The sequence below is a fragment of the Microbacterium sp. GCS4 genome (assembly GCF_001262495.1).
Taxonomy (GTDB): domain Bacteria; phylum Actinomycetota; class Actinomycetes; order Actinomycetales; family Microbacteriaceae; genus Microbacterium.
Window position 1 is genome coordinate 388,791 of record NZ_LGYE01000001.1, and the last position, 25,262, is coordinate 414,052.

General features: G+C 69.7%; 18 protein-coding genes. 8 read left to right on the forward strand and 10 right to left on the reverse strand.

The features are described 5' to 3' along the window. Window positions 1–33: 33 nt before the first annotated feature. From dinB to gatC, 4 genes are all read right to left on the reverse strand, one after another. Complete coding sequence (gene dinB / locus AKH00_RS02025) at window positions 34–1,290, reverse strand: DNA polymerase IV (protein WP_050721038.1); 1,257 nt, start codon at window positions 1,288–1,290, stop codon at window positions 34–36. A gap of 78 nt (window positions 1,291–1,368) precedes the next feature. Then, window positions 1,369–2,883: an Asp-tRNA(Asn)/Glu-tRNA(Gln) amidotransferase subunit GatB gene (gatB, locus tag AKH00_RS02030; protein WP_050721039.1), complete on the reverse strand. Its 1,515-nt coding sequence runs from the start codon at window positions 2,881–2,883 to the stop codon at window positions 1,369–1,371. Next, window positions 2,883–4,400, reverse strand: a complete 1,518-nt coding sequence (gene gatA, locus AKH00_RS02035) for an Asp-tRNA(Asn)/Glu-tRNA(Gln) amidotransferase subunit GatA (protein ID WP_050721040.1) — start codon at window positions 4,398–4,400, stop codon at window positions 2,883–2,885. Before gatA ends, gatB begins: the two co-directional genes overlap by 1 nt. Further along, window positions 4,397–4,696, reverse strand: coding sequence for an Asp-tRNA(Asn)/Glu-tRNA(Gln) amidotransferase subunit GatC (gatC, locus tag AKH00_RS02040; RefSeq protein ID WP_050721041.1), 300 nt, complete (start codon window positions 4,694–4,696; stop codon window positions 4,397–4,399). Before gatC ends, gatA begins: the two co-directional genes overlap by 4 nt. Before the next feature lie 67 nt (window positions 4,697–4,763). Here gatC and AKH00_RS02045 point away from each other — a divergent pair, with 67 nt between their 5' ends. The 5 genes from AKH00_RS02045 (at window position 4,764) to AKH00_RS02065 (ending at window position 10,586) form a co-directional block, all read left to right on the forward strand. Further along, entirely contained in the window at window positions 4,764–6,464 is a 1,701-nt protein-coding gene (locus AKH00_RS02045) for a long-chain-fatty-acid--CoA ligase (protein ID WP_050721042.1), read from the forward strand. A gap of 45 nt (window positions 6,465–6,509) precedes the next feature. Further along, window positions 6,510–8,339 carry a DEAD/DEAH box helicase gene (locus AKH00_RS02050; protein ID WP_050721043.1) on the forward strand — a complete coding sequence of 610 codons (1,830 nt, stop codon included), beginning with the start codon at window positions 6,510–6,512 and terminating at the stop codon, window positions 8,337–8,339. 2 nt (window positions 8,340–8,341) lie between these two features. After that, entirely contained in the window at window positions 8,342–8,806 is a 465-nt protein-coding gene (locus AKH00_RS02055) for a GNAT family N-acetyltransferase (protein WP_050721044.1), read from the forward strand. A 142-nt stretch (window positions 8,807–8,948) separates the two neighbouring features. Further along, window positions 8,949–9,491: a GNAT family N-acetyltransferase gene (locus AKH00_RS02060; protein WP_050721045.1), complete on the forward strand. Its 543-nt coding sequence runs from the start codon at window positions 8,949–8,951 to the stop codon at window positions 9,489–9,491. A 45-nt stretch (window positions 9,492–9,536) separates the two neighbouring features. Continuing rightward, a complete protein-coding gene (locus AKH00_RS02065) occupies window positions 9,537–10,586 on the forward strand; it encodes a winged helix DNA-binding domain-containing protein (protein WP_200903783.1) in 1,050 nt (349 codons plus the stop codon). A gap of 38 nt (window positions 10,587–10,624) precedes the next feature. On the opposite strand, the gene AKH00_RS02070 is transcribed toward AKH00_RS02065, so the two are convergent. From AKH00_RS02070 to AKH00_RS02085, 4 genes are read right to left on the reverse strand one after another with little or no spacing between them, the layout of a single operon-like run. Further along, window positions 10,625–11,104: a hypothetical protein gene (locus tag AKH00_RS02070; RefSeq protein WP_050721046.1), complete on the reverse strand. Its 480-nt coding sequence runs from the start codon at window positions 11,102–11,104 to the stop codon at window positions 10,625–10,627. Then, entirely contained in the window at window positions 11,101–13,416 is a 2,316-nt protein-coding gene (gene ligA / locus AKH00_RS02075) for an NAD-dependent DNA ligase LigA (RefSeq protein ID WP_050721047.1), read from the reverse strand. Before ligA ends, AKH00_RS02070 begins: the two co-directional genes overlap by 4 nt. A 41-nt stretch (window positions 13,417–13,457) precedes the next feature. Next, window positions 13,458–14,555 carry a tRNA 2-thiouridine(34) synthase MnmA gene (gene mnmA, locus AKH00_RS02080; protein WP_082297352.1) on the reverse strand — a complete coding sequence of 366 codons (1,098 nt, stop codon included), beginning with the start codon at window positions 14,553–14,555 and terminating at the stop codon, window positions 13,458–13,460. Window positions 14,556–14,564: 9 nt separating this feature from the next. Then, window positions 14,565–15,740, reverse strand: a complete 1,176-nt coding sequence (locus AKH00_RS02085; protein ID WP_050721049.1) for a cysteine desulfurase family protein — start codon at window positions 15,738–15,740, stop codon at window positions 14,565–14,567. A 106-nt stretch (window positions 15,741–15,846) separates the two neighbouring features. Here AKH00_RS02085 and glgX point away from each other — a divergent pair, with 106 nt between their 5' ends. The 3 genes from glgX to glgB all read left to right on the forward strand — a co-directional run bounded on the left by glgX (window position 15,847) and on the right by glgB (window position 22,258). After that, window positions 15,847–17,919 (forward strand): glycogen debranching protein GlgX, encoded by a 2,073-nt coding sequence (gene glgX, locus AKH00_RS02090; RefSeq protein ID WP_050721050.1) that lies wholly within the window; start codon window positions 15,847–15,849, stop codon window positions 17,917–17,919. Between the two features lie 62 nt (window positions 17,920–17,981). After that, the gene (locus AKH00_RS02095; protein ID WP_082297353.1) at window positions 17,982–20,054 is read left to right on the forward strand and encodes an alpha-1,4-glucan--maltose-1-phosphate maltosyltransferase; all 2,073 of its coding nucleotides are present in this window, start codon (window positions 17,982–17,984) and stop codon (window positions 20,052–20,054) included. Beyond that, on the forward strand, window positions 20,051–22,258 hold the full coding sequence (glgB, locus tag AKH00_RS02100) for a 1,4-alpha-glucan branching protein GlgB (protein WP_050721051.1): 2,208 nt from the start codon (window positions 20,051–20,053) through the stop codon (window positions 22,256–22,258). The genes AKH00_RS02095 and glgB overlap by 4 nt, the downstream gene beginning before the upstream one ends. A gap of 33 nt (window positions 22,259–22,291) precedes the next feature. Here the strand turns inward: glgB and AKH00_RS02105 are convergent, their stop codons facing one another. After that, window positions 22,292–23,230 carry a tetratricopeptide repeat protein gene (locus tag AKH00_RS02105; RefSeq protein WP_050721052.1) on the reverse strand — a complete coding sequence of 313 codons (939 nt, stop codon included), beginning with the start codon at window positions 23,228–23,230 and terminating at the stop codon, window positions 22,292–22,294. Then, window positions 23,227–25,227: a hypothetical protein gene (locus AKH00_RS02110; protein ID WP_050721053.1), complete on the reverse strand. Its 2,001-nt coding sequence runs from the start codon at window positions 25,225–25,227 to the stop codon at window positions 23,227–23,229. The genes AKH00_RS02105 and AKH00_RS02110 overlap by 4 nt, the downstream gene beginning before the upstream one ends. Between the last annotated feature and the right edge of the window lie 35 nt (window positions 25,228–25,262).

The window sequence follows — 25,262 nt, forward strand, 5'->3', positions numbered from 1 at the left end:
CCACGCTAGTCCAGGACCCGGCGAAAAGCAGGGTCAATCGACGCCGTGGTCTTGGGGATGCCGAGCGGCGCCGCGCCCGTCGCCTCTCCCGATGTGCCTCGCCCGCGTAATGGACGCGTTGCCGAAGCGTGCGACGGCGTCATCCATCGCGCCTTCCACGCGACGCCAGTCCTCGTCGTCGTCCCAGAGCGCGATTCCGCCGCCACCCGCGGGCCGGAGGTTCTCCGCGCGGACGCCCACGAGTCGGATGGGATCACGGCGATCGATCTGTGCGAACAGGCCGCGCGCGGCCTCGCCGATGCGCTGCCCGACCGCGGTCGGCTCCGGCAGCGTCTGGGAACGCGTCAGCGTGCGGAAATCGTCGAACCGCACCTTGATCGACACGGTCGCCGCTTCCCACTCCGCACGGCGCAGTCGAGCGGCGACGCGATCGGCGAGTCGCATGAGCTCCGCCCCGAGGAAGATCCGGTCCGTGACGTCGACGTCGAAGGTCTCCTCGTGGCCGATGCTCTTCTCTATGCGCTCGGTCTCGACCGCGCGTGCGTCCTCCCCGCGGGACAGCGCGACCAGACGGGAGCCGAGCGCAGGACCGACGGCGCGATCGAGCATGTCGCTGGAGGATTCCCGGATGTCGCGGATCGTGCGGATGCCGCGCCCCTCCAGCGCCTCTGCGGCCTTCGGCCCCACGCCCCACATGGCTCGCACGGGCCGTGGATCGAGGAACGCCTGCGTGTCGCGGGCTGCGATCACGAGCATCCCGTCGGGCTTGGCGATCGTCGACGCCATCTTGGCGACGTGCTTGGTCGCTGCGACGCCGACGCTGCACGTGATGCCCACCTCCGCCTGCACGCGGTCGCGCACGAGCTGCGCGATCTGCGCGGGGCTCCCCCACAGCCGGCGTACGCCCTGCACATCGAGGAACGCCTCGTCGACCGAGAGCGGCTCGACGAGCGGGGTGAAGGACTCGAAGATCGCCATGACCTGGCGCGAGACCTCCTGATAGCGGTGGAAGTGCGGGGGCACGATGCGCGCGGTCGGGCACAGTCGCACCGCCTGGGACACCGGCATGGCTGAGCGCACGCCGTAGCGTCGCGCTTCGTAGGAGGCGCTGGACACCACGGACCGACCGTCCGGGGAGCCGATGATCAGCGGCAGTCCGTGCAGACTGGGGTCGTCGAGCACCTCGACGGCCGCATAGAACGCGTCCATGTCGACGTGCAGGATGCGGGTGCCGGTGTCGTCGGCATCGGCGGACGACACCATCCGCCCTCTGCCGTCACCGTGACCCATGAATCCATTGTCCCTCGGGCCGGGGACAACCGGTCCGGCGGACCCGGCGACCCGCGGGCCGTCGAGTCCGCCGACAGATCACTGTGCCGCGCGCTCCAGGACCAGTTCGCGCACGCGTGCGGCGTCGGCCTGGCCCTTCATCGCCTTCATGACGGCGCCGATCACGGCTCCCGCCGCCTGGACCTTGCCGTCCTTGATCTTCGCGAGGATGTCGGGCTGGGCCGCGAGCGCCTCGTCGATCGCGGCGATCAGCGCGCCGTCGTCCGAGACGACCGCCAGACCACGGGCATCCACGACCTGCTGCGGCGTGCCCTCGCCGGCGATGACGCCCTCGAGCACTTGACGCGCCAGCTTGTCGGTCAGCGTCCCCGCATCCACGAGTTTCTGCAGCGCGGCGACGTTCTCGGGCGAGACAAGGTCGGTCGCATCCTTCTCCCGCGCGTTCGCGAGGCGGGTGATCTCGCCCGTCCACCACTTGCGCGCGGAGGCGGGCGTCGCACCGGCGGCGACGGTCGCCTCGACGACCTCGACGAGACCGCCGTTGCGGACGTCCTGGAACTCGAGGTCGGTGAACCCCCACTCGCCCATCAGGCGGCGGCGACGCGCGACCGGCTGCTCCGGCAGGGCGGCGCGCAGTTCCTCGACGAGCTCGCGCGCCGGCTGCACGGGCAGCAGGTCGGGCTCGGGGAAGTAGCGGTAGTCGTCGGCATCCGACTTCGGACGTCCCGGCGATGTCGTGCCGGTGTCCTCGTGCCAGTGCCGCGTCTCCTGCGTGATGGTGCCGCCGTCGGCGAGGATCTGCGCCTGGCGCTGGATCTCGTAGCGGACCGCACGCTCGACCGAGCGCATCGAGTTGACGTTCTTGGTCTCGGTGCGGGTGCCGAGCTTCTCGACTCCGCGCGGACGCAGCGAGACGTTCGCGTCGCAGCGCAGGTTGCCGCGTTCGAGTCGCGCCTCGGAGATACCCAGGCCCCGGACGATGTCGCGGATCGCGGCCACGTAGGCCTTCGCGACCTCGGGTGCGCGGTGCTCGGCGCCGAAGATCGTCTTGGTGACGATCTCGACGAGCGGCACTCCCGCTCGGTTGTAGTCGACCAGCGAGTACTCGGCGCCCTGGATGCGTCCGGTCGCGCCGCCCATGTGGGTCAGCTTGCCGGCATCCTCCTCCATGTGCGCGCGCTCGATCGGGATCGTGACGAGCGTGCCGTCCTCGAGTTCGACCTCGACCGACCCCTCGAACGCGATCGGCTCGTCGTACTGCGAGATCTGGTAGTTCTTGCCGAGGTCGGGGTAGAAATAGTTCTTCCGCGCGAAGCGACTCGACTCGGCGATCGAGCAGCCGAGCGCGAGGCCGAGGCTGATCGACGAGCGGATCGCCGTCTCGTTGACGACCGGAAGCGATCCGGGCAGGCCGAGGTCGACCGGGGCGATGAGCGTGTTCGGCTCGGCCGCGTGGTAGAGCTCGTTGGCCGGGTTCGGCGCATCCGAGAACATCTTCGTGTTCGTGTTGAGCTCGACGTGCACCTCGAACCCGAGGACGGGCTCGAACAGCTCCAGCGCCTTGTCGAAGTCCATGAGCTTGGCAGCGGCCATCAGCGGGTCCCTCCCACGAGCTGGGGTGCACGGGTGAGGAGCGGTGCTCCCCACGAGTCGACGAGCAGGGTCTCGAGGGCGGCGCCCACCTGGTACAGCCGCGCATCCTCACGGGCCGGGGCGATGAACTGGATGCCGACGGGCAGTCCGTCGTCCGAGGCGAGACCGCTGGGGATCGAAATGCCGGGAACACCGGCGAGGTTCACCGGGATCGTGGTGATGTCGTTCAGGTACATCTGCAGTGGGTCGTCGATCTTCTCGCCGAGCTTGAAGGCCGTCGTCGGAGCGGACGGCGTGGCGATGACGTCGACGTCGGCGAACGCGTTCGCGAAGTCCTGCTGGATCAGGGTGCGGACCTTCTGCGCGCTGCCGTAGTAGGCGTCGTAGTATCCCGCCGAGAGCGCGTAGGTGCCGAGGATGATGCGGCGCTTGACCTCGTCGCCGAAGCCCGCGTCGCGGGTCGCGGACATGACGTCCTCGACGGTCGGGTTGCCGTCGGGCGTGACCCGGAGGCCGAAGCGCACGGAGTCGAACTTCGCGAGGTTGCTCGACGCCTCCGCCGGGAGGATCAGGTAGTACGCGGCGACGCCGTATTCGAAGTGCGGCGCACCGACCTCGACGATCTCCGCTCCCTGGGCCTCCATCAATGCCAGCGCGCTGCGGAACGACTCGGCGACGCCGGGCTGGAAACCGCTGTCGGGGAGCTCGCGGATCACGCCCACCTTGAGGCCCTTGAGGACGTCTCCGCGAGCGCCGTCCCGGGCCGCCTGGGCGAACGACGGCCACGCGTCGGTGAGCGAGGTGGAGTCCTTCGGGTCGTGTCCCCCGATCGCGTCGTGCAGCAGACCAGCGTCGAGCACGGTGCGCGTGACGGGGCCGACTTGGTCGAGGCTAGACGCCAGTGCGATCGCACCGTACCGGCTCACACCGCCGTAGGTCGGCTTGACGCCCACCGTGCCGGTCACATGGGCGGGCTGACGGATGGAACCGCCCGTGTCGGAGCCGAGCGCGAGTGGTGCCTCGAAGGCCGCGACGGCGGCTGCCGAACCGCCGCCGGATCCGCCGGGGATCCGGTCGAGGTCCCAGGGGTTGCGCGTCGGCCCGTAAGCGGAGTGCTCGGTCGACGAGCCCATCGCGAACTCGTCCATGTTGGTCTTGCCGAGCGGCACGAGACCCGCGGCGCGCGAGCGGGCGACGACCGTGGCGTCGTACGGCGAGCGGTACCCCTCGAGGATGCGCGATCCGCTGGTCGTGGGCTGATCGGTCGTGACGAGGACGTCCTTGATCGCGAGCGGCACGCCGGCGATCGGGCCGAGCTCGTCCCCCGCCGCGCGACGGGCGTCGATCTCGGAGGCCGCCGCGATCGCACCCTCGTTCACGTGCAGGAAGGCGTGCACGTCGCCATCCACGGCGGCGATCCGGTCGAGGTGGGCCTGCGTGGCCTCGACGCTCGAGATCTCCCGGGAGGCGAGCTTCTCGGCCAGTTCGGCCGCGGTCAGGCGGATGATGTCGCTCACTGCTCTTCTCCCAGGATCGCGGTCACGCGGAACCGGCCGTCGGCCTGGTCGGGTGCGTTCTGCAGCACCTGCTCATGCGTGAGCGTCTGCCCGACCACGTCGGGGCGGAAGACGTTGCTCAGCGGGATCGGGTGGCTCGTCGCCGCGACGTCGGCGGTCGCGACCTCCGACACCTTCGCGATGTTGTCGACGATGGCGTCGAGCTGACCCGTGAGCCGCGTCACCTCGTCGTCGTTCAGCTGGATGCGCGCGAGCACGCCGAGATGGCGCACAAGATCAGGGGTGATTTCAGACACCCCTCCAGTCTAGTCAGCGCCCCGGACGTCACCCGCAGTCGAGGGGGCACCGCCCTATGCTGGGCACGTGAGCACGTATGAGCCTCCTCGCCCGTGGATCGCCAGCTACGCGGACGGCGTCCCCGACGACCTCGCCCCGGTCTCCGGATCGCTGATCGACATCGTCGCGGCCTCCGCCCGTGACTACCCGGATGCTCCCGCCCTGCAGTTCTTCGGGCGCGAGACCACCTATGCGGACATGCAGGACGCGATCGATCGCGCCGCCGCCGGACTCCGCGAACTCGGGGTGCGCGCCGGGGACCCGGTCGCGATCGTCCTGCCCAACTGCCCGCAGCACATCGTGGCGTTCTACGCCGTGCTGCGGCTCGGCGCGGTCGTCGTCGAGCACAATCCGCTCTACACCCCCCGGGAGCTGCGCAAGCAGTTCGAGGACCACGGCGCCAAGCACGCGATCGTCTGGAACAAGATCGTCTCGACCGTGCAGGACTTCCCCACCGACCTCGCCGTCACGAACCTCGTGTCGGTCGACGTCACCCGCGCCATGCCGTTCCTGACCCGGGTGGCGCTGCGCCTGCCCGTCGCGAAGGCGCGTGAGTCGCGCGCCGCACTGACCGAGCGCGTGCGCGGCACCGTCACCTGGGACACGATCGTGGGCTCGCAGCCGCTGCCCGCCTCGCACCCGAAGCCTGCGACCGACGACCTCGCGATCATCCAGTACACCTCCGGCACGACCGGAACGCCGAAGGGCGCATCTCTCACGCACCGCAACCTCCTCGCGAACGCCGCGCAGGCCCAGGCCTGGGTGCCCTCCATCCAGCGGGGCAAGGGATGCGTCGTCTACGCCGTGCTGCCGATGTTCCACGCATACGGCCTCACGCTGTGCCTCACGTTCGCGATGTCGATGGGCGCACGCCTCGTGCTGTTCCCGAAGTTCGACCCCGACCTCGTGCTCGACGTCATGAAGAAGCATCCCGCGACGTTCCTGCCCCTCGTGCCGCCGATCGCCGACCGTCTTCTGCGCGCCGCCCAGACGAAGGGCGTGTCGCTCGCGGGAATCGAGGTCGCCATCTCGGGAGCCATGGCTCTCCCCCACGAGCTCGTCGTGCCGTTCGAGCAGGCGACCGGCGGCTACCTCGTCGAGGGATACGGCCTCAGCGAGTGCTCCCCCGTCCTGATGGCGAACCCGGTCGCCGACAACCGCGTCCCCGGCACCGTCGGGCTTCCGCTGCCCGGTACCGAGTGCCGTGTCGTCGATCCCGAGAACCCCTCCGCCGACGTTGCCTCGGGTTCGGCCGGTGAGCTGGTCGTGCGCGGTCCGCAGGTGTTCTCCGGGTACTACGGCAAGCCCGAGGAGACCGAAGCGGTGTTCGTGGACGGCTGGTTCCGCACCGGCGACATCGTCACGGTCGACGAGGCCGGCTTCATCCGCATCGTCGACCGCATCAAGGAGCTCATCATCACCGGCGGCTTCAACGTCGCGCCCACGGAGGTCGAGAACGCCCTGCGACAGCATCCGCAGGTCGTGGACGCCGCCGTCATCGGACTCCCCAGCGAGCACTCCGGAGAGGAGGTCGTGGCGGCGATCGTCGTCGACCCCGGTGCGGATATCGACGTCGAGGCCGTGCGTGAGTACGCACGCAGCATCCTCACGCCGTACAAAGTGCCCCGCCGCGTGTTCGTGGTCGACGAACTGCCGAAGTCCCTGATCGGCAAAGTGCTGCGGCGCCAGGTGAAGGAGAAGCTGCTCGCTCTCACCAGCGGGTCCTGAACGCATCACCAGGTGGCGCGCGTCGCGAGACGCTACCCTTGATCAGTGACTCCTGAAGACGCTGCGCCCACCGACACCCCCTCGACCCCCGGATTCGAGGAGCTCGGGATCACCGGGCCCGTCCTCAAGTCCATCAAGGATCTCGGATACGAGACACCCTCGCCCATCCAGGCCGCGACCATCCCGACGCTGCTCTCCGGCCGCGACGTGGTCGGCATGGCCCAGACCGGCACCGGAAAGACGGCCGCGTTCGCGCTGCCCGTGCTCGAGCGGCTCGACGTGTCTCAGAAGACGCCGCAGGCGCTCGTGCTCGCCCCGACCCGTGAGCTCGCACTCCAGGTCTGCGAGGCCTTCGAGTCCTACGCCTCGAAGATGAAGGGCGTCCACGTGCTGCCCGTCTACGGCGGTCAGGGGTACGGCGTGCAGCTGTCGGCCCTCCGACGCGGCGTGCATGTCGTCGTCGGCACCCCGGGTCGCATCATGGACCACCTCGCCAAGGGCACGCTCGACCTCTCGGAGCTCCAGTATCTCGTGCTCGACGAGGCCGACGAGATGCTCAAGATGGGCTTCGCGGAGGACGTCGAGCAGATCCTTGCGCAGACGCCCGTGGAGAAGCAGGTCGCCCTGTTCTCGGCCACGATGCCGGCGCAGATCCGTCGCCTCGCGCAGCAGTACCTCCGTGATCCCGAGGAGATCACGATCAAGTCGAAGACGGCGACGAACACGAACATCACGCAGCGCTACCTCGTGGTGTCGTATGCGCAGAAGGTCGATGCGCTCACGCGCATCCTCGAGGTCGAGAACTTCGACGGCATGATCGTCTTCGTCCGGACGAAGAACGAGACCGAGACCCTCGCCGAAAAGCTCCGAGCCCGCGGCTACTCGGCCGCCGCGATCAACGGCGACGTGCCGCAGGTGCAGCGCGAGCGCAGCGTGAATCAGCTCAAGGACGGCAAGCTCGACATCCTTGTCGCCACGGATGTCGCCGCTCGTGGTCTCGACGTCGAGCGCATCAGCCACGTGGTGAACTTCGACATCCCGACGGACACGGAGTCGTACGTGCACCGCATCGGCCGCACCGGCCGCGCCGGTCGCACGGGTGATGCGATCAGCTTCATCACCCCGCGCGAGCGCTATCTGCTCAAGCACATCGAGAAGGCCACACGTCAGCAGCCGACCCAGATGCAGCTGCCGACGACCGACGACGTGAACACGACGCGTCTTGCGCGTTTCGACGACGCGATCACCACCGCGCTCGGCGACGCATCGCGCATCGAGAAGTTCCGTGACATCATCGCCCACTACGTGCGCAACCACGACGTGCCGGAGGCGGATGTCGCGGCGGCGCTCGCCGTGGTCGCTCAGGGAGACCAGCCGCTCCTGCTGGATCCTCAGGACGACGCCCTTGCACGCGCCGTCGAGTACGACAACCGTCCGCCGCGTGAGCGTACGACCCGTGAACCGCGGGAGAACCGCGAACCGCGTGAGCGGCGCGGGCGCGGCGACTACGCGGCCTACCGCATCGAGGTCGGTCGCCGCCACCGCGTCGAGCCGCGTCAGATCGTCGGAGCGCTCGCGAACGAGGGCGGCCTCGGCCGCGACGACTTCGGCGCGATCAACATCCGCCCGGACTTCTCGATCGTCGAGCTGCCCGCAAACCTCGACCCGGCGGTGCTCGCCAAGTTGAGCGACACGAGGATCTCGGGCCGCCTGATCGAGATCAAGCCGGATCGCGGTCCTGGCGCCCGCCGTGCACCCCGTGAGGGCGGTCGCGACCGCTTCGAGCGTCGTGACGAGCGTCCGCGCTACGACCGCCGCGACGACCGTCCGACTCGCGACGACCGCCCGGCACGCAAGCCGCGCCACAAGGGCTGACCGTGACAGAGGTGCGGATCGAGCGGGCGGCACTCGAGTCCGCCATCGATCTCGCACGTCTGAAATGGCTCGACGCCGAGGGACGCGAGCCCACGGACCCCGAGCTGCGTGCCTTCACGCAGGAAATGACGTCGTGGTGGGCGGAGAATGGCGCGAACCACTCCGCGTACATCGCCCGGTCGCCGTCCGGCCAGGCTATCGGCGCCGCCTGGTTAGCGCTCGTCCCGCGCGTGCCGCGCCCAGGGAATCTCCGACGATTGTCTGCTGATGTCCAGAGCGTGTACGTGGTGCCCACGTCCCGTGGGCAGGGAGTCGGATCGATGCTCGTCGAGGCAGCTCGCGCCGCGGCAGTGGATCAGGGCGCTCCGCGGATCGTCGTCCACTCGAGCGAGCGGGCCGTGCCGCTGTACCGCCGTCTGGGATTCGCCATCTCGGAGCGTCTGCTCCAACGCCACCACGACTCGTGACCCAGATGGTCTGAGAGGTCCCCTCGATCGGCTGGGCCCCGGGCACAGTTTCGGATGGCGCGAGCGACACGCCGCGGCATCCCCCTGTTCTGCGGAGTGTCGGTCCCCCGCTCCGCAGCCGCGCCCGCGCTAGGGTGACCGGATGCTGGTGATCAGAGACGCGACCGTCCGAGACGCGCGCGGCGTGGCCGTCGTGCATGTGGATTCCTGGCGCTCCGCATACGCGGGACTCATCGACCAGGACGTGCTCGACCGGCAGAGCGTCGACGCGCGAACGGAGATGTGGACCACCTGGATCGAGCGTTCCCTGGCCGGGGAGTCCACCGACGCCTACGGTCCCGTCCCCCATCGGCTGGTCGTCGCGGAACTCGACGGTCGCATCGTCGGATGGGCGAGCTTCGGCGGCGGACGGGACGAGGATCTGCGCGAGCAGGGTGAGATCGCCGGCCTGTATGCACATCCGGATGCCTGGTCGCAGGGCATCGGGCATGCGCTGATCCGGCGCGCCGAAGACGCCCTGCGGGCCGAGGGATGGGCACGCGGCTACCTCTGGGTCTTGAACGGCAATGAACGTGCGATCGGCTTCTACCGAGCCCACGGCTGGGCCGTCGACGGCGCCGAGAAGTTCGGGGAGGGTGGCAGTGTCGAGGGGCTCCACGAGCTGCGGATGTCGCGGGTGCTCTGACGTCCTGGCATCCCGTCGAGAACGACCGGCGGATACCCTGAGCCCGTGGTGACACTCGGGACGAAGGATCTCAACAGGGCGCTGCTCGCGCGTCAGATGCTCGACGAGCGTGCGGACATTCCGGCACTCGCCGCGATCGACCATCTCGTGGGACTCCAGGCACAGGAGCCGCGCTCCCCGTACATCGGGCTCTGGGCCCGCCTGCAGGGTTTCCGGCCGGAGGCGCTCGAGGGCCTGCTCACCGACAGGGCGGCGGTGCGGATCCTGCTGATGCGCGGCACGATCCATCTCGTCACCTCCACCGATGCACTCGGGTTGAGACCCCACCTCCAGCCCAGGCTCGACAGGGAGTTGCGGAGCGGGCCTTTCGCGAAACCACTGCGCGAGGCCCAGGTCGACACGGACGAACTGGCCGCAGCCGGCCGTGCCGTGCTGGCTTCGGGTCCTCTCAGTACTGCCGATGTCGGCACCGTCCTGCGCGAGCGCTGGCCGGATGCATCGCACACCGTGCTGGGCAACGCGCTCCGACTGTCCCTCCCGTTGGTCCAAGTTCCGCCCCGGGGGCTGTGGCGCTCGAGCGGGCGGGCAGTATGCGCGACGCTCGATCAGTGGGTGGGACGCGAGCAGCGCGCCGTCGACCTCGAGGATGTCGTCGTGAGGTACCTGCGCGCCTTCGGCCCCGCGACGGTGATGGACGCTCAGCAGTGGTCGGGCCTGACCCGTCTCGCCGGCGTCTTCGAGCGCCTTCGCGGGCTCCTCGTTACCTTTCGCGACGAGGCGGGACGCGAACTGTTCGACCTGCCGGACGCGCCCCGCCCGGGCGCCGACAACGACGTGCCGGTCCGACTGCTCCCGGAATTCGACAACGTCCTGCTCGCTCACACCGACCGTCGGCGTGTGATCGCCGATGATCGCCTGGGGCTGGTGATCGGCGGCCGGCGCACCGTGCTCGTCGATGGACAGGTCGCGGCGACATGGGCGCTGGGCGCCGATGACTCCGTCGCCGTCGACTACCTCGACGACGTGTCCGCCCGCCAGAGGAAAGCGGTCACAGAGGAGTGCGATCGACTGATCGCATGGCTCCGAAGCACGTGATCCTCTGACCCGCGCCGTCTGACGACTGCCGGAGCACGTCAGGCGTCAGGCAGCGTTGCGCGGCGCGCGAGTGTGGCTGAGACGCTCACCAGCGACTCCGGGTGCGCCAGCAGCACCCGCTGCTCTGGGGATGCGACGAGGTGGTCGAGCAGGCGGTGCGCGCCATCGACGGTGGGAGTCCAGTATCCACCGACATGATGCCGGCTGAGTGGTGAGGTCTGCGGGTCACCGTCCACGGTGATCGTGAGCGTGCCGTCCTCGGGATCGGCGCCGATGTCGGTCTGTGCGAGCGCGGATGCCGCCCCGAGGACGATCGTGCCGACGAGTCCGGGCAGGCGGAACCTCGTGGTCGGCACATCCAGCCGTATCCGTTCGACCCGATCCCACGGGATGATCCCGCGGTTCTCGATCCCTTCGCGCACGACCACGGCGTCGGGCGTCAACCGGAGATGATGCCGACCGGGGTCGCCGACCGCGAGTGCACCGGGGACGGCGAGCAGCGGTCCGTAGCGCCTCATCCGAGAGCGTCCGGTCCTTCGGTCACGAGGATGCGGAATTGGGCGGCGTCCAACACGCGGATGCCGAGCTCCTCGGCCTTCGCGAGCTTCGACCCCGCGCCCGGGCCCGCGGCGACGAAGTCCGTCTTCTTGGACACGCTCGACGCGGCCTTGCCCCCGGCCTGGATGATCGCCTCCTGAGCACCGTCGCGCGTGTAGCCGTCGAGCGAACCGGTCGCAACGACCGTCAACCCCTCGAGGACGCCGCCTTCCGCGACGGCTCCGCCCGGTCCCGGATGTCCCGGGGTCGCCCACTGCACACCGGCATCCGTCCACTGCCGAACGATCTCCTGGTGCCAGTCGACCTCGAACCAGGCGAGCAGGGAATCGGCGATGATGCCGCCGACGCCCTCCACCGCCGCGAGTTCGTCTCGGGACGCCGCGCGGATCGCGTCGAGCGACCCGAACCACTGCGCCAGCGCTCGCGCCGCGGACGGTCCGACGTGACGGATGTTGAGCGAGACGAGCAGACGCCAGAGGTCCTTGGTCTTGGCCTTCTCGAGCTCTGCGAGCAGCGTGACGGCCTGCGAGGAGGGCTGCGGGCCGTCCACGCCGGATTTCTTCTCGGCGGACGTGGGGTTCCGCCGGAACGGTGCCCGGGTCTTCACGAGTCCGTCCTCGTCCTCCTTGGGCAGCCCCGTATCCGCGTCCCGCACGACGAGCTCGATCGGCACGATCTGCTCGAGAGTGAGTGCGAACAGTCCCGCCTCGGTCTCGAGCGGAGGCGTCGACGGCGAAGTCGGCTGCGTCAGCGCGGCGGCCGTCACCTCACCGAGCGCCTCGATGTCGAGACCGCCGCGAGAGCCGATGTGCTCGACACGACCACGCACCTGGGCGGGGCACGACCGGGCGTTCGGGCACCGCAAGTCGATGTCGCCCTCCTTCATGGGCCGCAGCGGCGTGCCGCACTCGGGGCAGTCGGCGGGCATCACGAATTCACGCTCGGTGCCGTCGCGCTTCTCGACCACAGGGCCGAGGACCTCGGGGATCACGTCTCCGGCCTTGCGCAGCACGACCGTGTCGCCGATGAGCACCCCCTTCGCCTTGACGACGTCCTTGTTGTGCAGGGTCGCCTGTCGCACGACGGACCCCGCGACGTGCGCCGGCGCCATCACCGCGAACGGTGTGGCACGGCCGGTGCGACCCACCGACACGACGATGTCGAGGAGCTTCGTCTGCACCTCCTCGGGCGGATACTTGTACGCGATCGCCCAGCGCGGAGCGCGGCTCGTCGCCCCGAGCTCGTCGTGCAGCGCGAGCTCGTCGACCTTGACCACGATGCCGTCGAGCTCGTGCTCGATGTCGTGACGGTGCTCGCCGAAGTACTCGACGAATTCGACGACCTCGTCGACCGTCGTGCACACCTTGGTGTGCGGGCTCGTCGGCAGTCCCCACTCGGCGAGAAGCTCGTAGACCTGGCTCTGCGCCGCAACGGGCGGGTTCTCCCACGCCCCGATGCCGTGCACGTAGAGGTCGAGCGACTCGATGCGGAGCAGACCCGCCTCGAGCTCCATCCCGTTCTTCTTGTCGATCTGCTGGCGCAGCCCTCCGCTCGCGGCGTTGCGGGGATTGGCGAAGGACGGGAACCGGCGAGCAGCAGCCGTGCGAGCCTTCTCCTCATCGAAGGGCTTCTTCACGCCGCCCCGCGCCTCCCAGCGCGAGAGCGCCTCGTCGTACGCGCGCTCGCGGAACTCGGCCTGTGCGGCGTTCAACCGCTCGAACGCCGCCACCGGGATGAAGACCTCACCGCGGACCTCGACGATGGACGGATGCCCCGTGCCGCTCAGCTGCGCCGGGATCATGGGGAGACGCAGGGCGTTCTCCGTGACGATCTCGCCCACACGGCCGTCGCCGCGCGTCGCCGCCGACGTCAGCCGCCCGTTCTCGTACCGCAGGTTGATAGCGAGGCCGTCGATCTTCAGCTCGGTGAGCCAGTCGACGTCGCGGCCCGCCGAAGCGCGTGTCTTGGCGGCCCAGTCGCGGAGCTCCTCGATCGAGAAGACGTTGTCGAGGCTGAGCATCCGCTCGGCGTGCTCGATCGTCGCGAGACCGGTCGCCTCGGCCGCACCCACCATCTGCGTCGGCGAGTCCTGGCCCTGGAGTTCGGGATGCACCCGCTCGAGCTCCTCGAGGCGGTGCATCCACCCGTCGTACGTGGCGTCATCGACGAGCGAGGTGTCGCGCCCGTAGTACGCGTCCTTCGCCTCGAGGATCCGGGTCGTCAGCTCCTCGGCCTCGGTACGGGCGTCTTCCAGCGAGATGTTCTGCGGCACCCGCTCAGTCTACGAGCGACGACCGACATCGACAGGGGGCGCTACGCCTCGACCGGCACCGCCGAGACCGTGCGGTCGATCGTGAACTGACCGAGCACGCGCGTGCCGACGTACAGCACCGCGGTCTGTCCGGGAGCCACGCCGTCGAGCGGCCCGTCGGGAACGACCGTGACTCCGAGGTCAGACACCGTCGCCCGAGCCGGCACGGGTTCGGCGTGCGCTCGGATCTGCACGTCGCAGGCGAACTCCGCCGCGACAGGCGATGCGCCCGCCCAACTGAACCGCTCCCCTGCGATCTCCCGCGTCGCGAGCGCCTCCTTGGGACCCACCACGACCGTGTTCGAGACGGGGCGCACCTCGAGGACGAAGCGAGGCTTGCCATCGGGGGCCGGCACTCCGAGCTTGAGCCCGCGCCGCTGCCCTACCGTGAACGCATGCGCGCCCTCGTGCGACCCCACGACGGCGCCGGTCCGATCCACGATCTCACCCGTCGCTGTGCCGACCTTCTCGGCGAGCCATCCGCGCGTGTCGCCGTCCGGGATGAAGCAGATGTCGTGGCTGTCCGGCTTCTGTGCAACGCTCAGCCCGCGCTCCGCGGCCTCGGCGCGCACGATCGCCTTCGACGGCGTGGTTCCCAGCGGGAAATACGTGTGCGCGAGCTGGTCGGCCGTCAGCACGCCGAGGACGTAGGACTGGTCCTTCGCGTTGTCGGCCGCGCGGTGCAGCTCGAGCCCGGTCTCCGTCTGGACGAGCGTGGCGTAGTGGCCCGTGCACACAGCGTCGAAGCCCAGCTCGATCGCGCGCTCCAGCAGCGCGGCGAACTTGATCTTCTCGTTGCAGCGCATGCAGGGGTTCGGGGTGCGTCCGGCCTGGTACTCCGACACGAAGTCGGCGATCACGTCGTCGCGGAAACGCTCGGAGAAGTCCCACACGTAGAAGGGGATGCCGAGCACGTCGGCAGCCCGCCGCGCGTCCAGCGCGTCCTCGATCGTGCAGCAGCCGCGACTGCCGGTGCGCAACGTGCCGCCCGCACGCGAGAGCGCGAGGTGCACGCCGACGACGTCGTGCCCCGCCTCGACGGCACGCGCGGCCGCGACGGCGGAGTCGACGCCACCGCTCATGGCCGCGAGGATCCTCATACGACCAGTCTACGAGCGCTCGCCTGGACCGGACCCGGATGCCCGGGCGTAGACGTCCGCGATCGCCGCGAGGACGGCATCCACATCGGCCGCCGTGGAGGTCCGCCCGAGGGTGAAGCGCAGCACGCTGCGGGCGTCCTGCTCGCTGCGTCCCATGGCCGTCACGACGTGCGAGGGTTCGGCGACACCGGCCTGGCACGCCGATCCGGTCGATGCGGCGATTCCGTGCATGTCCAGCAGGAACAGCAGGCTCTCCCCCACCGCCCCGGGGAAGAGCACGTGCGCGTTGCCCGGGAGTCGGTGCGCGGGATCGCCCAGCAGCTCCGCAACGGGCACGCGGGTCAGGATGCCGGAGACCAGCCGCTCGCGCAGCGCCGAGAGGCGACGATGCTCGGTCTCACGCTCGGACTCCGCGAGCTCGACGGCGACGGCGAACGCCGCGGCTCCCGCGACATCCTGGGTTCCCGCGCGCAAGCCGCGCTGCTGAGCGCCACCGTGGAGCAGCGCACTGAGCCGGGCGGTCCGGGAGACGACCAGCGCCCCGACACCCACCGGGGCGCCGACCTTGTGCCCCGCGATGCTGAGGGCGACGAGTCCGCTACCGGCCGCCGCCTCCGCGCGCAGTCCGCGGAACGAGATGGGCACGTGCCCCAGCGCGGCGACGGCGTCGAGGTGCAGCGGCACCTCCGCCTCGGCGGCGGATGCCGCAAGCGCTGCGGAGTCGTTCAGGGTCCCCGCCTCGTTGTTCGCGACGAGCGCGGTCGCGAGGGCGGCGCCCGGCAGCCGATCCCGGAAGTCCGCGACGTCGATCGCCGCCGTCGACGACACCCGTACACCTCGTGCGACGGCGCCCGCCGACACGAGGGCCTCGACGGTGTCCATGGTCGCGTGGTGCTCGGCATCCGGCAGCACGATCGCGTCGGTGCCGCCCGCGCGCGCCGACCAGAGCCCCTTCAGTGCGAGGTTGATCGACTCGGTGCCGCCCGAGGTGAGCACGACCTCGATCGGATCGCATCCGAGGACGGCGGCGAGGCGCTCACGCGACTCCTCGAGGAGTCTTCGCGCACCCTGACCGGCGCCGTGGGTCGACGACGCGTTCCCGACCAGCTCGCTCGCGCGCACCCAGGCGTCGCGGGCCTCGGGGCGCAACCGAGTGGTCGCCGCGTGGTCGAGATAGTGCTGCATCCTTCCACTCTCCCCCATTTCTCGGGCGCACGCTCCGGCCTTCCCGCTCCGATATACCGGATGTCGCCCGTCATGACACCCAGGCTCGGCGCTCTAGGGTGTACTCATGCCCGCGAATCGAGTCCTCGCCGCGCCCGGCGGCACCACTCTCGACGATCTCGGCGTGCGTCTGCACGACGGCGTCGGGACGCTGCGCGTCTGGTCGCAGAACGCGTCGTCCGTCGAGCTCGTCGTCTTCGACGCGGAGGACCTCGACTGGGCCACGGACCAGGTCGATCTCGAGCGCCTGCCCGGCGGCGTCTGGGAGGTCACGACGCCGCTCCTGCAGCCAGGGACCCGCTACGCGCTCCGCGTCGGCGGACCGCACGGCCCCGGCAACACGTTCAATCCCGAGACCCTCCTCCTCGACCCCTACGCCCGGGGGCTCGCTCAGGGGGACGGCTACGAGGAGTGGCGCTCGGTGGTCATCGAGGACGGCTTCGACTGGGGCGATTCCGCCAAGCCGCGCATCCCCCTCGACCGCACTGTGATCTACGAGGGGCACCTGAAGGGGCTCACCAAGCGTCAGCCGGACATGCCTCCGGCACTGCACGGCACCTACGCCGGACTCGCCCACCCGGCGATGATCCAGTACTTCCGCGACCTGGGTGTCACGTCGATCGAGCTTCTCCCCGTGCACGCCTTCGTGCCGGAGCCGCGGCTGCTCGAACGCGGACTCACGAACTACTGGGGCTACAACACCCTGAACTTCTTCACCCCGCACACCGCATATGCCACGGACGATGCCCGCAAGGGGGGTCCCGAGGCTGTCCTCGCCGAGTTCAAGGGCATGGTGCGGCTGCTGCACGAGGCCGGACTCGAGGTGATCCTGGACGTCGTGTACAACCACACCTCCGAGGAGGGCATCGGCGGGCCGCGCTCGAGCCTCCGCGGGATCGACAATGCGAGCTACTACCGGCAGGACGCCGCCGGGGCATACGTCGACACGACGGGCTGCGGGAACACGCTCGATACCTCGACGGACGCCGGAGCCCGGCTCGTGCTCGACTCGCTGCGCTACTGGGCGCAGGAGATGCAGATCGACGGCTTCCGCTTCGACCTCGCGACCGCGATCGCTCGCGACGGCTCGCACACCTACACGCCCGATCACCCGCTGCTCACGGCGATCGCCGATGACCCCGTGCTGCGCGACACCAAGCTCATCGCCGAGCCCTGGGACGTCGGCCTCGGCGGCTGGCAGACCGGCAACTTCCCGACCGGCTGGCACGAATGGAACGACCGCTACCGCGACCGCGTCCGCAACTTCTGGCTCAGCGACATCGACTACGCGCGACGCGCGTCGGCCCCGGTGGGCATCGGCGGATTCGCGACCCGCCTCGCCGGCTCCTCCAACACGTTCTCCGAGGCACGCGGACCGCTCGCGAGCATCAACTTCGTCACCGCACACGACGGCTTCACCCTGAACGACCTCGTGTCGTACGACGTCAAACACAACGAGGCCAACGGCGAGCACAACCGCGACGGCGCCGACACGAACCGCGCCTTCAACCACGGCATCGAGGGACCCACCGACGACGCGGGCATCATCGCGACGCGCCGCAAGGCCATGCGGAACCTGCTCGGGACGCTGCTGCTGTCCGCCGGCATCCCCATGCTCACGGCCGGGGACGAGGTCGGGCGCACCCAGCGCGGCAACAACAACGCCTACGCCCAGGATTCCGCCCTGACCTGGTTGAGCTGGGATCCCGAGCCCTGGCAGGAGGATCTGCGCGCGCACGTGACGCGTCTCATCCGGCTGCGCGCCGAGAATCCGGCCCTGCGTCCGAGCCGCTATGCCCGTCTGGGCGAGCACATCCCCAACGCCTCCGTCATGGAATGGTTCGACCAGAACGGCGAGACCATGGAGAGCGAGCAGTGGACGGACCCGGGCAACCGCACGCTGCAGTACGTCGCCGCGTCCACCCCCGATCAGGAGGCCGCGAACCGCATCCTGCTCATCGTGCACGGGACGGAGTCACCCATCGACGTCCGCCTGCCCGAGGAGCTCGAGGGAGCCACGCGCTTCGTCTCCCTGTGGTCGAGTGCGGACGAGCGCCCGGAGTCCGCTGAGGAGGTCTTCGCGCCCGGGGACGTGCTGCCCGTCCCCGGCACGTCGATGCGCCTTTTCCGGGTCGAATAGCACACGGCGCGCCGCATGTCTGCGCGCTTCCGAGCACCAGGGCATCGCGGTACTGTCAGGATGTGGCCGCACGAACGAGCACCCGTCCGAAAGCTCTCCGGAGCACCTCCCAGATCCCCTTGCGCCCGCTCGACGCGGCGCCCGACGGGCCCGACCTCCGCACCGCGCGGATCCCGCTCCTCGATCACGCCCCCGTGGTCGCCGGCGGCTTCACCCCCAAGGCGTTCGTCGGCGAGGTCGTGCCGTTCAGCGTCGTCGCGTTCCGCGAGGGGCACGATCTCATCGGCGTGCAGCTGCGGCTCACGGCGCCCGACGGCGAACAGTCGCTCCATCGCCTGCGCCCGCGTCTCGATGGCACGGATCGCTGGGGAGCGGACATCGCGATCGATGTGCAGGGCACGTGGACCTTCCGGTTCGAGGCGTTCTCCGACGACTTCGCCACCTGGGCGCACGCGACCGAGCTGAAGGTCGCCGCGGGCGTGGACGTGCCCGTGATGGCCGCGCTCGGGGCGGACCTGCTCACCCGGGCCGCCGCAGAGAGGGACCGCCCGGCCGCGCAGCGTCGACTTCTCGCTGCGACGGCGCAGGAGCTCCGTGCGGCCGAGAGCGATAGCATCCTGGCCCTCTCCGTCGATCCCGAGCTCGCCCGGATCTTCGACGAGCGCCCGCTGACCTCGTTGCGGTCGGCCTCGGAGCCCCACCCGATCCTCGTGGAACGCACCGTCGCCGGAGTCGGCGCCTGGTACGAGTTCTTCCCGCGCTCCGAGGGTGCGAAGAGGCTGAAGGACGGGACGGTGAAGAGCGGCACCTTCCGCACCGCGGCCCGCCGCCTGCCGGGCGTCGCCGCGATGGGGTTCGATGTCGTGTACCTCGTCCCCATCCACCCGATCGGCACGAGCAACCGCAAGGGACGCAACAACACGCTGACCACGGAGCCGGGCGACCCCGGCTCTCCGTACGCGATCGGTTCGCCGGACGGCGGGCACGACGCGATCCACCCCGACCTCGGCACTCCCGCGGACTTCCGTTCCTTCGTCCGTGCCGCGCGCAAGGAGAGCCTCGAGGTCGCGCTCGACCTTGCACTGCAGGCATCTCCGGATCATCCCTGGGTCGCCGAGCACCCGGAGTGGTTCACGACCCTCCCCGACGGCACGATCGCCTACGCGGAGAACCCGCCCAAGAAGTACCAGGACATCTATCCGCTGAACTTCGACAACGATCCCGAGGGGATCTACGCCGAGATGCTGCGGATCGTGCGGCACTGGGTGCGCGAGGGCGTCAAGATCTTCCGCGTCGACAACCCGCACACCAAGCCCCTGCAGTTCTGGGAATGGCTGATCGCGACCGTGAACGCCGACGACCCCGACGTCATCTTCCTCGCCGAGGCGTTCACGCGTCCCGCCGTGATGCGAGCGCTCGCGGCCGTGGGCTTCCAGCAGAGCTACAGCTACTTCACCTGGCGCAACACGAAGGCCGAGCTCGAGGAGTTCCTCGACGGGATAGCGCACGACACGAGCGACTACATGCGGCCCAACCTCTTCGTGAACACGCACGACATCCTCACGGAGTACCTCCAGTTCGGCGGACGAGCCGCCTACCGCATCCGCGCCTGCATCGCGGCGACGGCGGCGCCGATCTACGGCGTGTACGCCGGCTACGAGCTCTTCGAGAACGTGGCGCGCCCCGGTTCCGAGGAGAACATCGACAACGAGAAGTACGAGTACAAGGTGCGCGACTGGCAGGGCGCGGAGCGCTCCGGAGACTCCCTGGCCCCTCTGCTGCGTCGGCTCAACGAGATACGCCACGATCACCCCGCGCTCCGACAGCTGCGCAACTTCTCGGCTCACTGGAGCGACGACGACGCTGTCCTCGTGTACAGCAAGCACCTCGACGCGGCCTTCACCGGCACCGGGCGGCCGGACACGATCATCGTCGTCGCCAACGTCGATCCGCACTCCGTGCGGGAGACCACCGTGCACCTCGACACCACCATCTGGGGCGTCGCACCGGGCGAGCCCTTCGAGGTCGAAGACCTGCTCACCGGTGCGGTCTGGACGTGGAGCGACCACAACTACGTGCGGCTCGACGCCTTCGACGAGCCGGTGCACATCCTGAGGGTGAAGGAGCGAGCATGAGCTATCTCGAGGACGTCGCGTCGTCCGCCGACTGGGCGGCCGTCGCCGAGGGGGCGCATCACGATCCGCATGCGGTGCTGGGCGCACACCCGCACACGGATGCCGCGGATCGCACCGTCACCGTCATCCGCGTCCGTCGGCCGCTCGCGGCGTCCGTCGCGGCCGTGTTCCGCGACGGCACCCGCCTCGACCTCGCGCACGTCGCGCACGGCATCTGGGAGGGCCAGCACGACGGAGCGCCCGTGGCGTACCGGATCGCCACCGCGTACGGCGACGACGAGGAGACGCTCAGCGGCGATCCCTACCGGCATCCGCCGGCACTCGGCGACCTCGACCTGCATCTGATCGCCGAAGGCCGTCACGAGCGGCTGTGGGAGGTCCTGGGCGCGCACCCGCGCGACTTCGACGGCGAGTCGGGCGTCGCTTTTGCGGTCTGGGCTCCGAACGCCACGGCCGTGCGCGTCGTCGGCGATTTCAACGGCTGGAACGGTCAGGGTCACGCGATGCGCTCCATGGGCGTGAGCGGCCTCTGGGAGCTGTTCATCCCCGATGTCGCGGTCGGATCGATCTACAAGTACGAGATCCGCTCGCGGAACGGCGCCTGGCTTCTGAAGGCCGATCCGATGGCGCAGGCCGCGCAGGTCCCGCCGGAGACGGCCTCGGTGGTCACCGAGTCGTCGTACGCCTGGGGCGACGGTGCGTGGATGACCCGCCGGGCCGCCACGCATGCCGTCGCGCAGCCGCTGTCGGTGTACGAGGTCCATCTCGGATCGTGGCGCGCGGGCCTCGGCTATCGTGAGGTCGCCGATCAGCTGATCGCCCATGTCACCGAGGCGGGGTTCACGCACGTCGAGTTCATGCCTCTCGCAGAGCATCCTTTCGGCGGGTCCTGGGGTTATCAGGTGAGCGGCTACTACGCCGCGACGAGTCGTTTCGGCAGCCCCGACGATCTGCGCTACCTGATCGACCGACTGCACCAGGCGGGCATCGGCGTCATCATGGACTGGGTTCCCGGGCACTTCCCGAAGGATGCCTTCGCACTCGCCGGATTCGACGGTCAGCCGCTGTACGAGCATCCGGATCCGCGCCGCGGCGAGCACCAGGACTGGGGCACGCTGATCTTCGACTACGGTCGTCCCGAGGTACGCGGCTTCCTCGTCGCGAACGCCCTGTACTGGCTGCAGGAGTTCCACGTCGACGGGCTGCGGGTCGACGCGGTCGCCTCCATGCTGTATCTGGACTACTCCCGCAAGGACGGCGAGTGGGAGCCCAACATCCACGGCGGTCGGGAGAACCTCGAGGCGATCCGGTTCCTGCAGGAGGTGAACGCCACGGCGTACCGACTGCACCCCGGCATCCTCATGATCGCCGAGGAGTCGACGAGTTTCCCCGGGGTGACCGCTCCCACCGACCATGCGGGACTCGGCTTCGGGTTCAAGTGGAACATGGGGTGGATGAACGACTCGCTGCAGTACATCGAACGCGACCCGATGTACCGCTCGCACCACGAGGGCGAGATGACGTTCTCGTTCGTCTACGCGTTCGGCGAGAACTATCTGCTCCCGATCAGCCACGACGAGGTGGTCCACGGCAAGGGCAGTCTTCTCGCGAAGATGCCGGGCGACCACTGGCACAAGCTCGCGAACGTGCGGGCGTACCTCGCGTACATGTGGGGCCACCCGGGCAAGAAGCTCCTGTTCATGGGGCAGGAGTTCGGCCAGCTGGCCGAATGGTCCGAGTCCCGCGAACTCGACTGGTGGCTTCTCGATCAGCCCTCGCACGCCCAGCTGCAGGCGTTCGTGGGTGAACTAAACCGCACGTATCGCGCGCAGGCACCGCTGTGGGAGAGAGACAACGACGGATCGTCGTTCTCGCGCCTCGGCGCACCTGATTGGGATCCGACGGTGATCGCCTTCGAACGCCGCGACGCGCACGGCGGCCGCCTCGTCGTGGTGAGCAACTTCGCCGGCGTCGAGCGCAGCGGGTATCGGCTGACTCTCCCCCGCGAGGGAGTCTGGCAGGAGATCCTGAACTCGGATGCCGCCGCCTTCGGCGGGCGCGGGTCCGGCAATCTCGGCCTGGTCGTGGCCCATCCGGAGGACGGATCGGATGCGTCGACCGCGACCATCACGCTCCCCGCGCTCTCCACGATCTGGCTGCGTCACCAGAGCGATCCGCACCTTCCGACCGTGACCCACGGCTGAGGCCGCGCCGGTCACGGCGCGGGAACACCGCCCTCAGAACAGAAGGGAGGACAGGCGGTTCCGGGCGGTCACCACGCGGGGGTCGGCGGCGCCGATCAGGCCGAACAGCTCCACGAGGCGCTCGCGCACCGGAGCGCGCTCGTCCGAGGGAAGCTGGGCGAACAGGTCGAGGAGGCGTCCGAACGCATCGTCGACGTGTCCTCCGGCGAGATCGAGGTCGGCGACGTCGAACTGCGCCTGCACGTCGAGGGGCCCTGCGGCCGCCGCTGCGCGCGCATCCTGCAGGTCGAGGTTCTGCACGCGGTCGAGAAGTCTCACCTGGCCGAGGCCCGCGATCGCATCCTCGTCGCGCGGGTTCTCGGCCAGAGCCTTCTCGTAGGCGGTGATCGCCGCGGCGTAGTCACCGCGCTCGATAGCCTCGAAGGCTGCGGCGTGCAGCGGCGGCATCGGCGGCTCCGCGGGCTCGGCAGGATCTGCGGCATCCGCTTCTTCGCCGACGGGGAGGGTACCCGTCACGCCGTTCTGTGCCGCGACCTGGAGCAGCTGCGCGAAGACCTCGCGGACCTGCTCCTCGGGGACGGCTCCGGTGAACATCGGCACGGGCTGCCCGGCGATGAGCGCGACCACCATCGGGATCGACTGCGCGCGGAATCCCTGAGCGAGCTGGGGGTTCGCGTCGACGTCGACCTTCGCGAGCAGGACGCGTCCGCCCAGTTCGCGCGTGACCTTCTCGATGATGGGGCTGAGCTGCTTGCACGGCCCGCACCACTTCGCCCAGAGGTCGACGACCACGGGCACCGTACGGGAGATCTCGAGGATCTGCCCGAACGACTCGTCGGTCGCGTCGACCACGACGTCGGCCACGGCACCGGCGGGCACCGATGCCGCGGGTGCCGCCCCCGGCGCCGGACGGTTGCGCAGGCTCGACAGGTCGACGGCGCCGCGCAGCGCGGCGGGAGAGATATCGGTCACTTGATCACCTCGACGGAGAGAAGGTCCTGGTGGACGGCGAGAAGCTTGATCTGCTCGGTGGATCCCTGTGCGGGAACGGAGAAGAAGAGCTGGAACTCGTATTTGGTGGTGACACCCTTCGCAGACTCCGTGACGCCCGTGAGCGCCTTCGCCTGAGCGTTCTCGGTGAACCGGATCACCGCATCGGCCGAGGTCGGAGTCACGGTCTCGGAATCGATGAGCGACACGGCCACGATCGCTCCGCTTCCCAGGGTCGTCATCGACACCGGCGCGCTGTCGGCCGGGACGATATCGAAGGCAGTCTGCGACGTCTCGGCCGCGCCCGAGTCCGCGAGGTTCTGCACGACGGTCTGGCGGCTGTCCTGGATGGACTTCGCGAGGTTCAGCGCCGTGTCGTCGAAAAGGCCGTACGAAGCGCTGGCGTCCCCGGCGTCGACGACGTCTGCGAACGCCGTCGCCAACTGACCGGGCGGAAGACTCAGGAACGCCGAGTCGGAGGGGACCATCGACGTACCCAGCCACGCGGCTGCGACATCGGGGAAGACGGCGTCTGCCGACATCTCCGCCATGTTCGTGACCTTGTAGTTCGACCACGGGTCCTGCTGTGTCATCGTCAGGATCACCGGAGGCACCGTGTCGTCGCCTTCGCTCTGCGAGAGCAGCAGCACCGTACGGGGCCAACGGTCGGTGGCCTCGGGCAGCACGACCTCGACGTCATCGGTCGGGATCACCGCGGGCACCGGCGTCTCCGGCACCGCGGTGCGCAGAGCGTACTCGGTCGTCCGCGCCGCGAGCGCCGGTCCATCGATGCGCGTCTTCGCGAGCTCGATGTCCATCGCGGTGTCGGCATCGGCCAGGGTCGACGAGACCTCCTCCAGGATCCTCTTCGCCTGCGCCTCGGTGACGGCCGGGGGCTTCTGGTTGTCGGGGGCGATCACGGTCGCGCTGGGCGACGGCGTCGGCGTCCCCTCACCGAACTGCGGCCAGGAGTCGGCCGAGCATCCCGTCGCGATCACTGCGGTCAGGGCGAGCGCAGGGATCGCGAGCAGACGCCGACGGCTTCCGGTCTTGGCACGACTCTCGGTGCGGCGAGCGACGTCGTCGGGCGCCTCACCGTCGGCACCCGGGCGGGCGGCCGCAGCCGTCGACGACGCGTCCGTCGAGGCAGGATCAGCGGTCGGGGCCTCCGGCGCCGCCGTCTCGGGGGCGGACGATTCGATCGCCGCACGCTCGGCGGGCGGGAGCTGCGCCAGGTCGATCGGCTCGGTGGCGGGCAGCGGACCGGGGCCCTTGCGGCGCGGGCCTCGTCCGCGACGCTGATGACGGATCGCCAGGACGTAGAGCACGAGGCCCGCCGCGAGCACGATCGCGCCCGCGACCATGAGCGGACCCGCGAGCGGAGTCGAGTTGTCGAGCGGCCAGGACACGGCGATGTCATCCGGGGCATCGGCGGTGCCGTCCTGGGCGATGAGCACGCTCACGCCCTCGGGCACCTGCATCCCCGCCTCGAGGGTGCCGGTCTCGCTGAAGGTCTGCAGCCAGAGGTCGGACCCCACCGGGTTGCGCCCCGGCTGCTCCCCCGCGTCCGCATCGCCGGCCGAACTCTCGCCGGCCGCAGGCGTCTCGGTCGGCTGCGGAGTCTCTCCGCTGTCGCCGGCGTCCGTCGAATCGGCGGAGGCGGTGACGTGCTCGACGACGAGGTCGCCGTCCTCACCCACACTGACGTGGTTGTAGTCGGAGTCGGCGAGCCATGCCTCCAGATCGGCGGTACGGCCCTGCGCGGCGAAGACGTCTCCATCGCCGGTGACGGTGAGGGTCTGCGCCCCCGGGTTCTCTCGGAACACCTCGCCGTCCATGAGCACGAACGGTGCCGGCTCGTCCACGGCGACCGAGACCTTCTGGCTCGAGGGGCCCATGAACACGGTGCGCTGGGCGATGCCCGCACCGATCAGGCCCGCGGCCAGCACGAAGGCCACGACGGCCCATACGAAACGCACGAATAGTCTCCTCACGCGCCTCGGACGCACGCCCG

Excerpts from the sequence above, each read along its gene's own strand:
- AKH00_RS02070 (WP_050721046.1), bottom strand. The coding sequence starts at position 11,104 with ATGAGGCGCTACGGACCGCTGCTCGCCGTCCCCGGTGCACTCGCGGTC.
- AKH00_RS02060 (WP_050721045.1), top strand. The coding sequence starts at position 8,949 with ATGCTGGTGATCAGAGACGCGACCGTCCGAGACGCGCGCGGCGTGGCC.
- dinB (WP_050721038.1), bottom strand. The coding sequence starts at position 1,290 with ATGGGTCACGGTGACGGCAGAGGGCGGATGGTGTCGTCCGCCGATGCC.
- gatB (WP_050721039.1), bottom strand. The coding sequence starts at position 2,883 with ATGGCCGCTGCCAAGCTCATGGACTTCGACAAGGCGCTGGAGCTGTTC.
- AKH00_RS02085 (WP_050721049.1), bottom strand. The coding sequence starts at position 15,740 with ATGCAGCACTATCTCGACCACGCGGCGACCACTCGGTTGCGCCCCGAG.
- mnmA (WP_082297352.1), bottom strand. The coding sequence starts at position 14,555 with ATGAGGATCCTCGCGGCCATGAGCGGTGGCGTCGACTCCGCCGTCGCG.
- glgB (WP_050721051.1), top strand. The coding sequence starts at position 20,051 with ATGAGCTATCTCGAGGACGTCGCGTCGTCCGCCGACTGGGCGGCCGTC.
- glgX (WP_050721050.1), top strand. The coding sequence starts at position 15,847 with ATGCCCGCGAATCGAGTCCTCGCCGCGCCCGGCGGCACCACTCTCGAC.